The sequence below is a fragment of the Micromonospora sp. NPDC003776 genome (assembly GCF_053605645.1).
The window spans coordinates 1-10,952 of record NZ_JBSGJR010000192.1 but is presented as its reverse complement, the minus strand read 5'-3'; the positions used below and the strand labels follow the sequence as shown (position 1 = coordinate 10,952).

Genomic DNA, 10,952 nt, shown 5'->3' with positions numbered 1-10,952 from the left:
ACCGGCTCGCTGGCGGTGGCCGGCGGGCGGACGCCGCTGGGCCTGCTCACGGCCGGCCTGCTGTCGCCGGTCGCCACCCTGCGGGCGCTGCCCTGGGCGGCCCGGGGACTGCCCCGGCCCCGGTCCGACGGGCCGAGCCTGGGACGAAGCCTGGTCAGCGTGGCGGTCACCGCCGCGCTGCTACTCCTGTTCGGGTTGCTCTTCGTCTCGGCCGACGCGGTCTTCGCCGACCTGGTGACGGGGGCGCTGCCCGACGTCTCCCCGCCGGGCATGTTCGGCTGGCTGGTCCGGCTGCTGCTGGTCGGGGCCGTGCTGCTCGGCGGGGCGTACCTGCTGGCCGCACCGCCCGACTTGGAACTGCGGGCCGGGCCGGCCCGGGTGGTCCGGCGGCTGGAATGGGTGCTGCCGCTGGCCCTGCTCGACGCGCTCTTCGCCGCCTTCGTGCTGGTGCAGCTGGCCGTGCTCTTCGGCGGCTCCGCGCACGTGCTGCGCACGGCCGGCCTCACCTACGCCGAGTACGCCCGGGGCGGGTTCTGGCAACTGCTGGCGGTCTCCGCGCTGGCCCTGCTGGTGATCGCCGGGTCGCTGCGCTGGGCGCCCCGCCGCAGCCGGGCCGACCGGGTGCTGATCCGGCTGCTGGTCGGCGGGCTGACCGGGCTCAGTCTGGTGGTCGTGGCCTCGGCCATCTACCGGATGCAGGTCTACACCGACGCGTACGGGGCGACCCGACTACGCCTGGTGGTGACGGCCGTGGAGCTCTGGCTGGGGCTGCTCTTCGTGCTGGTCGGAGTGGTCACCGTCCGGCTCCGGGGCGCCTGGCTGCCGCGGCTGGTGCTGGGTGCGGGGGTGGTCGCCCTGCTCGGCCTGGCCGTGGTCAACCCGGACCGGCTGATCGCCGAGCGGAACGTCGAGCGGTGGCAGCGGATCGACCGGCTGGACGTCGAGTACCTCTCCGGGCTCTCGGCGGACGCCGTACCGGCCCTGGACCGGCTGCCCGAGCCGCTGCGTTCCTGCGCGCTGCGGGAGATCGCCGCCGAACTACCCGAGGACGGCTGGCAGGCGGCGAACCTGGGCCGGGCGCAGGCCCGGGCGACGCTCGGTGCGGATCGGGCCGGGCGCACGACCCCCGTCTGCCCTTGACATTCCCGCTGATCAGGCGAGACTGCCGGGGATGGCCGGAGGCGAGGAGCGGGACGCCCCGGAGCGGCCCGGGTTGGCCGTTCCGGTGCCCGTGCCGCGCGCCCCGCAGCCGCTGCGGCGCACCAGGATCGTGCTGGCCGAGGTGTCCCGGCCGGCCAGCCGGGCGGACCGGACCCGGTCGGAGCTGACCCAGCAGACCCGGGTCGGCGAGACCCTGGTCCAGGGGCTGGTACGCGCGCAGCTCACCCTGGCGCTGCGGCTGAGCCTGCTGGTGCTGATCGGGCTGGGCGGCCTGCCCTGGCTCTTCGCCATCGCGCCCTCGGTCGGCCGGGTCACCGTGCTCGGCATCAACCTGCCCTGGCTGCTGCTCGGGGTGGTCGCCTTCCCGTTCCTGATCGGGGTGGGCTGGGCCTACGTGCGGCTGGCGGAGCGGAACGAGCAGGACTTCACCGATCTGGTCCAGCGGCCGGAGCGCTGACGTGGGCAACGGGTACGTCGTCCCGGCGATCGTGGTGGTCACCCTGGTCACCGTCGGGATCGGCTTCTACGGGCTGCGGCTGGCCCGGACCACGTCCGACTTCCTGGTCGCCTCCCGGGCGATCAGCCCGACCTGGAACGCCGCCGCGATCGGCGGGGAGTACCTGTCGGCGGCGAGCTTCCTGGGCGTGGCCGGGCTGATCCTCAAGTACGGCGTGGACGTGCTCTGGTATCCGGTCGGCTTCGCCGCGGGCTACCTGGCCCTGCTGCTCTTCGTGGCCGCGCCGTTGCGCCGGTCCGGGGCGTTCACCCTGCCGGACTTCTGCGAGGTGCGGCTGGGCTCGCGGCGGCTGCGCAAGCTGGCCACCGTATTCGTGATCTTCATCGGCTGGCTCTACCTGGTGCCGCAGCTCCAGGGCGCGGGCCTGACCCTGGCCACGGTCGCCGGCTCGCCGTACCCGGTGGGAGCCCTGCTGGTCGCCGTGGTGGTGACCGCCAACGTGGCGCTGGGCGGCATGCGGGCGATCACCTTCGTCCAGGCGTTCCAGTACTGGTTGAAGCTGACCGCGCTCGCCGTACCCGCGATCTTCCTGGCGCTGCAGTGGCAGGCCGACGCCCGCCCGGCGGTGACCCCGCCGGACGGGCCGGCGTTCCGGACCGCGACCACCGTCGTGGTCGAGCACCGCGCGACCCTCACCTTTCCCGGCGGCGACGTCCGGGAGGTACGCCCCGGCGACCACCTCGACTTCGCGGCCGGCGACCCGGTCCCCGAGGTCTCCGGTACGGCCACCGACGCCGCCGATTGGCTGCTGCCGGACACCGCCGGGGACGACGACCGCGGCCTGTTCGCGACGTACTCGCTGATCCTGGCCACCTTCCTGGGCACCATGGGCCTGCCGCACGTGCTGGTGCGCTTCTACACCAACCCGGACGGCGCCGCCGCCCGCCGCACCACGCTGGTGGTGCTGGCCCTGGTCGGCCTCTTCTACCTGCTGCCCACGATCTACGGCGTGCTGGGCCGGGTCTACACGCCGCAACTGCTGGTCACCGGGCAGACCGACGCGGTGGTGGTGCTGCTGCCCGGGGCGGCGCTCGGCGGCGGCACGACCGGCCGGCTGCTCGCCGCGCTGGTCGCGGCCGGAGCCTTCGCCGCCTTCCTCTCCACCTCGTCCGGGCTGCTCACCAGCGTCGCCGGGGTGATCTCCACCGACGTGCTCGGCCGCGGCTCGGTACGCGGCTTCCGGCTGGCCACCGTGATCGCCGGCGGGGTGCCGGCGGTGCTCGCGCTGAACGTCTCCGGTCTGGACGTCTCCCAGGTGGTGGGGCTGGCCTTCGCGGTGGCCGCGTCGAGCTTCTGCCCACTGCTGGTGCTGGGCATCTGGTGGCGCGGCCTGACCGACCTGGGCGCCGCCGCCGGGGTGCTGGTGGGCGGGGGCGCCGCGATCGGCGCGGTGCTGGTCACGGTGCTCGGCCCACCGCTGAGCGGCTGGCCGGCCACGCTGACCACCCAGCCGGCGGCGTGGACCGTGCCGCTGGCGTTCACCGTGATGGTGGCGGTGTCGATGGCCACCCGGCGCCGGCTGCCCGCCGACGTCGGGGTGACCATGCTCCGCCTGCACGCCCCGGAGACGCTGCGCCTGTCTAGGTGACCGGCCGGCCGTCGCGGAGCAGGTCCCGGCCGGCGGCCTCGTGCGACTCCCGCCAGGCCTGGATCCGCTCCGGTCGGACCCGGAACCAGGGGTACTTCTCGGTGAACGTGCGCGGGTCGAAGCCGGTCTTCGCGGCGAAGGCGTCGGCCTCGGCCGCCGGCAGCTCGTCGTGACGGAGCGTCTCCACCGTGCCGTCCACCATGATCACGTCCCGGGTGGCGCCGAGGCCGAGGCGTACCCGGCCGGTGTCCCGCATGTTCCGGCCCGTCGGGGTCCGCTCGGAGGTGGCGAGCAGCAGGGTCTCGCCGTCCCAATGGAAGGAGAGCGGCACCAGGTAGGGCCGCCCGGCCGGGTCGGCGGTCGCCACCCAGACGTCGACGTCCTGTTCGAGGCGGCGCCGGGTGTCCGCCCACCGCTGCTCGCGGGACCGGGGTTCGGTCATCGGTGTCCTCCTTCGGCATGCCGGACCGCCGACGGTACGGCTGGGGGATGACTGAGGATCATCCTCCAGCCGGACAGCGCACTGGTACGACCCGGCTAGGTTCGGGTCATGACCGATCAGCACCCCGCACTGTCCCTCCGTGGCCTGGTCAAGCGGTTCGACAGCAAGGTGGCGGTCGCCGGGGTCGACCTGGAAGTGCCGACCGGCTCGTTCTACGGACTGCTCGGGCCGAACGGGGCCGGCAAGACCACCACCCTCTCCATGGCCGTCGGCCTGCTGCGCCCCGACGCCGGCCAGGCCCGGGTCCTCGGGTGCGACGTCTGGGCCGACCCGATCCGGGCCAAGGGCCTGCTCGGCGTGATGCCCGACGGGGTCCGGCTCTTCGACCGGCTCAGCGGGGCGGAGCTGCTGGCGTACCACGGTCTGCTGCGGGGGATGGACCCGGCGGTGGTCGACCAGCGGGCGGCGGAGCTGCTGGACGTGCTGGCGCTCACCGACGCCGGCCGCACCCTGGTGGTGGACTACTCGGCGGGCATGAAGAAGAAGATCGGGCTGGCCTGCGCGCTGCTGCACGGCCCCCGGCTGCTGGTGCTCGACGAGCCGTTCGAGGCGGTCGACCCGGTCTCGGCGGCGCTGATCCGGGACATCCTGCACCGGTACGTGGTCGGCGGCGGGACCGTGGTCTTCTCCAGCCACGTCATGGAGGTGGTCGAGCGGCTCTGCTCGCACGTAGCGATCCTGGCGCAGGGCCGGATCACCCGGGTCGGCACGCTCGACCAGGTGCGCGGCGACCGTTCCCTGGAGGAGGTCTTCGTCGAGGTGGTCGGCGGCCGGACCGCGACGGGCGAGGAGCTGTCGTGGCTGTCCCGGTGAGCGCGCCGGAGCGGCCGGCCCGGCGGGTCGGCGCCCGGCACTTCGTCCGGCTCAAGCTGCGGGTGCTGGGCAACAACTTCCGCGGCCAGGGCTGGCGGATCACGCTGTTCGTGCTCGGGGTGCTGTTCGGGCTCTGGGTCGCCGCCAGCGCCTTCTTCGCCCTCGCCGCGCCCGGCCTGGCCGGTGAGCCCCGGTTCGCGCTGCTGACCGCCGCCTTCGGCGGTGGGCTGCTGGTGCTCGGCTGGCTGCTGCTGCCACTGGTCTTCTTCGGCGTGGACGAGACCCTGGACCCGGCCCGGTTCGCGCTGCTCCCGCTGCGCCGACACACCCTGGTCGTCGGCCTGTTCGCCGCCGCGCTGGTGAGCGTGCCGGTGCTGGCCACGCTGCTCGCGGTGTCCGGGCTGGTGGTCACCGCCGGGGCGCTCGGCGGGTGGCCGGCCGCTCTGGTCGCGGTGCTCGGGATCGTCGGCGGGCTGCTGCTCTGCGTGGCCGCCGCCCGCGCGGTGACCAGCGCGTTCGCCACCATGCTCCGGTCCCGCCGGGTACGGGACCTGGCCGCCGTCCTGCTCGCGGTGCTCGCCGCCCTGCTCGGGCCGCTGCAGATCGCGGTGCTCGCCGCGGTCCGCCGTGCCGACTGGGACCGGCTGACCGGGGTGGCCCGGGTGATCGGCTGGACCCCGTTCGGCGCGCCGTGGACCGCCGGGGTGGAGGTGGCCGAGGGCCGGGCGTGGGCCGCCGTGTTGAAGCTGCTGATCACGGTGGCGGCGCTCGGGGCGCTGCTGTTCTGGTGGTCCCGGACGCTGGAGTCGGCGATGGTCGGGGCGGCCACCGCCAGCCCCTCCCGGCAGCGGCGCGGCCCGGCCGGCGGGCCGGTCGCCCAACTCTTTCCCGGGGCGGTCGGCTGGGCCCGGCGGGACCGGTTCGGCGCGCTGGTCGCGCGGGAGTGCCGCTACTGGTGGCGGGACGCCCGGCGGCGAGCCAACCTGATCACCATCGCGGTGGTGGGCATCTTCGTGCCGGTGATGGTCAACCTGGGCGGCTCCCGGCTGGCCGTCGACGGTGGGGAGGCGTTCGGCGAGGCCACCGCCCACTCCTCGCCGGTGCTGGTCAGCCTCTCCATGCTCTTCGTCGGGGTGCTCGCCTCGGTGACCCTGGCCAACCAGTTCGGCTTCGACGGCAGCGCGTACGCCGCCAACGTGGTGGCCGGCGTGCCGGGACGGCTGGAGCTGCGGGCCCGGATGACGGCCTTCTCACTCTACGTGGTGCCGATGCTCGGCACGGTCGCGATCGTCCTGGCCGTCCTGCTCGGCCGGCCCGGCTGGCTGGGGCTGATGGCCGGCGGGCTGGCCGCCGCGTACGGCTGCGGGCTGGCGGCCAACGCCTTCGTCGCGGTGCTCGGCGGGTACGCGCTGCCGGAGACGACCAACCCGTTCGCGATGAACAGCGGCGCCGGCGCGGCGAAGGGGCTGCTCACGCTGCTCTCCATGGCCGCCTCCGCGCTGCTCGCGGTGCCGGCGGTGGTGGCCGCGGCGCTGCTCGGCGGCGCCTGGCTCTGGCTGGCCCTGCCGGTCGGCCTGGCCTACGGGGTGGGCGCGGCACTGCTCGGCTCGTACCTGGCCGGGGACGTGCTGGACCGGCGCCAGCCGGAGCTGCTCTCCGCCGTCACCCCTCGTCGCTGACGCCGGTCAGGCAGCGCGGCGCACGGCCGCGTACAGGTTCTGGCCCTCACCGACGCTGGTGACGTTGACCAGTTCCCAGCCGTAGTTCGACAGGTGCTCGACCCCCGCCATGAGCTGCGGCCACCCGCTGCGCAGGAAGCCGTGCCGGGCGAGCAGCATCAGGTGCCGGTACGGGTAGGCCCGCAGGTCGACCTGGCCCTTGAGCACGGCGTCGACGTCGACGACCCGGTCCTGGGCGAGCTGCTGCGGCGACACGAACGACATGCCCCCGCACGGTAGCCAGGTCGCGCACGTCCGGTCCTGTCAAGATCACGCTCGAGCACGGATGCAGCGGCCTCTTGCTCAAGTGGACACCACTCTTTCCAGGATCGAGCGTGACCTTGGTGATCAACGACCAGCGGATCTTGGAAGGAAAGTGCCCCTGGAGGGGCCGTTTCCTTCCAAGATCGCGCAAAGAACACCGTGCGCGAGAAGGCGGCGGCGGTGCGCTGGCCGGGCCAGCCGGCCCGGCTGGCCCTGTCGGTCGAAGACCGGCACGACCGGACGGCGCTACTGATCTACCTGGGGGTGGGCTGATGGCGGAGGCGGGCGAGCAGCTCGGCCACCCGGCCGGCACCGGCGCTTCCTCGGCTGGGTGCGGGGGCGGGGCGGCACAATGTTTCACGTGAATCATGAACCGGGGGCCGAGATCCACCACACCGACCCGTTCGCGGTGCCGGCCGGGCAGCGCTCGCCGGTCCGTCGGCTGCGAGGCCGGCTGGCTGCCCCGGTGACGCTCTGGACCGCGCCCGGTCCGGCCGGGCTGACCGTCTCCTCCACGCTGGTCGCCGAGGGGGAGCCGGACCGGCTGCTCGGGCTGATCGATCCGGAGTCGGACCTGTGGGCGGCCGTCGAGGAGGCGGGCCGGTTCGCGGTCGCGCCGCTCGGCCCGCCGCACCGGCAGCTCGCCGACCGCTTCGCCGGCCTCTTCCCGTCCCCCGGGGGCCTCTTCGCGATCGGTTCGTGGACCGAGACGCCGTACGGACCGGTCCCGTCGGATGCCGGCGGCTGGGCCGGGTGCCGGCTCGACACCGCCCGGGAGTACGGCTGGGGGCTGCTGGTCGAGGCCACCGTCGAGGCGGTCGACCTGGCCGAGGAGACCGACCCGCTGCTCCACTACCGGGGCCGCTACCGCGAGCTGCGCTGAGCGGCCGCCAGGCCCGGCGGGGGAATGACCCCGACGTCGCCGGCCAGCGCCGATCCGTCCGGCGACGACCGGTGAGCGGAGTGACCTAGGTCACTCGGCGCAGGGGGGCGACCGTTCGGCGCAGCCGGTCGCCGTGGTCGATCTGCACCTTCCCGGGTGGGGAGCGCGGTCTCTACCGTGCGCGAAAATCCCCACGCCTTGCGAAGGTGGTGATCCACAGATGTCCACGGACACACCGGCGTCCGCGCCGGCCGAGTCGGCGGCGGAGCGTTATCTGGCCGTACAACGGTCGGACGAGTTCGCCGGCTTGCGGCGCACGCTGCGCGGCTTCATCTTCCCGATGACCGTCGCGTTCTTCCTGTGGTACGCGCTCTACGTCATCCTCTCCGCGTACGCGCGGGGCTTCATGGGCACGAAGCTGGTCGGCAACATCAACGTCGCCCTCGTCTTCGGCCTGCTCCAGTTCGTCTCCACGTTCCTCATCGCCTGGCTCTACGCCCGGTTCGCCGACCGCAAGGTCGACCCGGTCGCCGACCGGATCCGCGCCGAGATCGGGGAGGTGACCCATGAGCACGGTCCTCGCGGCTGAGGCGACGAGCCACACCGCCCGCAACCTCACGATCACGCTGTTCCTGATCTTCGTGGCGATCACGCTGGCCATCACCGTCTGGGCCAGCCGGCAGACCAAGACCGCCACCGACTTCTACGCCGGTGGCCGCTCCTTCTCCGGCTTCCAGAACGGCATGGCGATCGGCGGCGACTACATGTCGGCCGCGTCCTTCCTCGGCATCGCCGGCATCATCGCCCTGTACGGCTACGACGGCTTCCTCTACTCGATCGGCTTTTTGGTCGCCTGGCTGGTGGCGCTGCTGCTCGTGGCCGAACTGCTGCGCAACTCCGGCCGGTACACGATGGCCGACGTGCTGGCGTTCCGGATGCGCCAGCGCCCGGTCCGGACGGCGGCGGCGGTCTCCACCATCACGGTGTCGATCTTCTACCTGCTGGCCCAGATGGTCGGCGCGGGCGCGCTGGTCGCGCTGCTGCTCGGCATCAAGCCGGGCACCACCTTCCTGGGCATGGACGCGGACACCGCGAAGGTGGCCACCATCATCATGGTCGGCGCCCTGATGATCATCTACGTCACCGTGGGCGGCATGAAGGGCACCACGTACGTCCAGATCGTCAAGGCGTTCCTGCTGATGACCGGCGCGATCGTGATGACCCTGCTGGTGCTGGCGAAGTACAAGTTCAACCTGTCGTCGCTGCTCGGCGACGCCGCCTCCGCCTCCGGCAAGGGCGCCAACTTCCTGGAACCCGGCCTGCGGTACGGCGTGGAGACACCCGGCGACGCGTTGAAGACCTTCTACAGCAAGATGGACCTGCTGTCGCTGGGCATCGCGCTGGTGCTCGGCACGGCCGGCCTGCCGCACATCCTGATCCGCTTCTACACGGTGCCGACCGCCAAGGCGGCCCGGAAGAGCGTGCTCTGGGCGATCGGCATCATCGGCCTATTCTACCTGCTCACCCTCGCCCTGGGCTTCGGCGCGGCGGCGCTGGTCGGCGGCAAGGCGATCACCGCACAGGACAAGGCCGGCAACACCGCCGCACCGCAGCTCGCGGAGAAGCTGGGCCTGGACTTCCTCGGCGGGGACCTGGGCGGCGCGACGCTACTCGCGATCATCGCGGCGGTCGCCTTCGCCACCATCCTGGCGGTGGTCGCCGGGCTCACGCTGGCCTCGTCGTCCAGCCTGGCGCACGACTTCTACGCCAACGTGATCAAGAACGGGCAGGCCTCCGAGCGGCAGGAGGTGACGGTGGCCCGGGTCTCCGCCCTGGTCATCGGTGCCATCTCGATCGTGCTGTCGATCTTCGCGCAGAGCCTGAACGTGGCGTTCCTGGTGGCGCTGGCCTTCGCGGTCGCCGCCTCGGGCAACCTGCCGGCGATCCTCTACAGCCTGTTCTGGAGGCGGTTCAACACCTCCGGCGCGGTGTGGGCGATCTACGGCGGCCTGCTCGCGGCCGTGGTGCTGGTCTTCTTCTCCCCGGTGGTCTCCGGGGCGCCGACGGCCATGTTCCCGAAGCACGACTGGCACTGGTTCCCGCTCTCCAACCCGGGCATCATCTCCATCCCGTTCGGCTTCCTCTGCGGCTGGATCGGCACCTTGCTCTCCAAGGAGCACGACGAGGAGAAGTACGCGGAACTGGAGGTCCGCTCGCTCACCGGCGCGGGCGCGCACTGACGCCCTGTGCTGGAAAGGGCCCCCTCTACAACGCGAGGCGTCAAGAGGGGGCCCTTCCTTCCGCTATAGGCTGGCCGGCATGAAGATCGCTCCCCGTTTCGGCACCGGACACCGGATCCTGGTCACCGGCGGTGCCGGTTTCGTGCCGTCCCACCTGGTCGACCGGCTCATCGAGCGTGGTTGCACGGTGGTGGTGCTGGACAACTTCGTCACCGGCTCGAAGGACAACGTCGCCCACCTGCTGGGCACGCCGACCTTCACGCTGGTCGAGGCGGACGTCACCGAGGGGCTGCCGACCGGCCACCCGGCCCTGGCCGAGCGGTTCGACGCCATCCTGCACATGGCTTCACCGGCCAGCCCCGCCGACTTCGAGAAACTGCCGGTGGAGATCCTCCGGGTCGGCTCGGTGGCCACCCTGGACCTGCTGGAGCGCGCCACCGCCGACGGCGCACGCTTCCTGATGGCCTCCACCTCGGAGGCGTACGGGGACCCGAAGGAGCACCCGCAGCGGGAGACCTACTGGGGCAACGTCAACCCGATCGGCGTCCGGAGCGTCTACGACGAGGCCAAGCGCTTCTCCGAGGCGGCCACCATGGCGTACCACCGGAACCGGGGCACGGACACGGCGATCGTCCGGATCTTCAACACGTACGGCCCGCGGATGCGGCCGGACGACGGCCGGGCCATCCCGACCTTCATCTCCCAGGCACTGCGCGGTGAGCCGATCACGGTGCACGGCACCGGGGACCAGACCCGCTCGATCTGCTACGTCGACGACCTGGTGCGCGGCATCCTGCTGCTGCTCGACTCGACCGAGACCGGCCCGATCAACTGCGGGACCGAGCACGAGATGTCGATGCGGGAACTGGCCGAGACGATCGTGTCGCTCACCGGAAGCAGCTCCGAGGTGAGCTACATCACCCGCTCCGCCGACGACCCGGAGATGCGCCGCCCGGACTTGACCCTCGCTCGCGAGCTGCTCGGATACGAGCCCACCGTGGCGCCCGAAGACGGCCTTCGACGCACGATCGAGTACTTCCGCGGGCGGCTAGGGTACTGACCCCGGCTGGCAGAAGGCTGACATCCGGCTCCGCCTCAGGGCGGTACTGGTGTGACCGACCTACCCTCGGTTACATGTCAGCGACCATGTCTGCCGGCGCCTCGCTCCCCTACCTGAGTCGGAGCGCGGGCCGCGCCGCGGTTCCCGGCCCCGACCGGCGCTCCGCCGGGCGGGCCCGTGCGACCGACGCGCGCTGGTACCCCGCG

Annotated in this window: 10 protein-coding genes and 1 pseudogene; 9 read left to right on the top strand and 2 right to left on the bottom strand. The window is 72.7% G+C overall.

The genetic code is table 11. The features are described from left to right. From ACWEVO_RS17380 to ACWEVO_RS17370, 3 genes are all read left to right on the top strand, one after another. Window positions 1-1,140 (top strand): DUF4153 domain-containing protein (locus ACWEVO_RS17380; protein ID WP_452308551.1); only part of this gene is annotated, 1,140 nt, incomplete at its 5' end. Between the two features lie 31 nt (window positions 1,141-1,171). After that, window positions 1,172-1,618, top strand: coding sequence for a hypothetical protein (locus tag ACWEVO_RS17375; RefSeq protein ID WP_452308550.1), 447 nt, complete (start codon window positions 1,172-1,174; stop codon window positions 1,616-1,618). A 1-nt stretch (window position 1,619) separates the two neighbouring features. Next, on the top strand, window positions 1,620-3,266 hold the full coding sequence (locus ACWEVO_RS17370; RefSeq protein ID WP_452308549.1) for a sodium/solute symporter: 1,647 nt from the start codon (window positions 1,620-1,622) through the stop codon (window positions 3,264-3,266). Here the strand turns inward: ACWEVO_RS17370 and ACWEVO_RS17365 are convergent. Next, window positions 3,259-3,708, bottom strand: coding sequence for a pyridoxamine 5'-phosphate oxidase family protein (locus ACWEVO_RS17365; protein WP_452308548.1), 450 nt, complete (start codon window positions 3,706-3,708; stop codon window positions 3,259-3,261). The genes ACWEVO_RS17370 and ACWEVO_RS17365 overlap by 8 nt on opposite strands. 108 nt (window positions 3,709-3,816) lie before the next feature. Here ACWEVO_RS17365 and ACWEVO_RS17360 point away from each other — a divergent pair, with 108 nt between their 5' ends. After that, complete coding sequence (locus ACWEVO_RS17360; RefSeq protein WP_452308547.1) at window positions 3,817-4,581, top strand: ABC transporter ATP-binding protein; 765 nt, start codon at window positions 3,817-3,819, stop codon at window positions 4,579-4,581. Then, on the top strand, window positions 4,566-6,260 hold the full coding sequence (locus ACWEVO_RS17355; RefSeq protein WP_452308546.1) for an ABC transporter permease: 1,695 nt from the start codon (window positions 4,566-4,568) through the stop codon (window positions 6,258-6,260). The genes ACWEVO_RS17360 and ACWEVO_RS17355 overlap by 16 nt, the downstream gene beginning before the upstream one ends. Window positions 6,261-6,266: 6 nt before the next feature. On the opposite strand, the gene ACWEVO_RS17350 is transcribed toward ACWEVO_RS17355, so the two are convergent. Continuing rightward, entirely contained in the window at window positions 6,267-6,524 is a 258-nt protein-coding gene (locus tag ACWEVO_RS17350) for a hypothetical protein (RefSeq protein WP_452308545.1), read from the bottom strand. A gap of 219 nt (window positions 6,525-6,743) precedes the next feature. Here ACWEVO_RS17350 and ACWEVO_RS17345 point away from each other — a divergent pair. The 4 genes and pseudogenes from ACWEVO_RS17345 (at window position 6,744) to ACWEVO_RS17330 (ending at window position 10,746) form a co-directional block, all read left to right on the top strand. Next, a pseudogene (locus ACWEVO_RS17345) lies at window positions 6,744-7,446 on the top strand (flavin reductase family protein). A 220-nt stretch (window positions 7,447-7,666) separates the two neighbouring features. After that, entirely contained in the window at window positions 7,667-8,035 is a 369-nt protein-coding gene (locus ACWEVO_RS17340; RefSeq protein WP_452308544.1) for a DUF485 domain-containing protein, read from the top strand. Continuing rightward, complete coding sequence (locus tag ACWEVO_RS17335) at window positions 8,013-9,686, top strand: solute symporter family protein (RefSeq protein WP_452308543.1); 1,674 nt, start codon at window positions 8,013-8,015, stop codon at window positions 9,684-9,686. Before ACWEVO_RS17340 ends, ACWEVO_RS17335 begins: the two co-directional genes overlap by 23 nt. A 79-nt stretch (window positions 9,687-9,765) precedes the next feature. Next, window positions 9,766-10,746: a UDP-glucuronic acid decarboxylase family protein gene (locus ACWEVO_RS17330; RefSeq protein ID WP_452308542.1), complete on the top strand. Its 981-nt coding sequence runs from the start codon at window positions 9,766-9,768 to the stop codon at window positions 10,744-10,746. The last annotated feature ends 206 nt before the right edge of the window (window positions 10,747-10,952 follow it).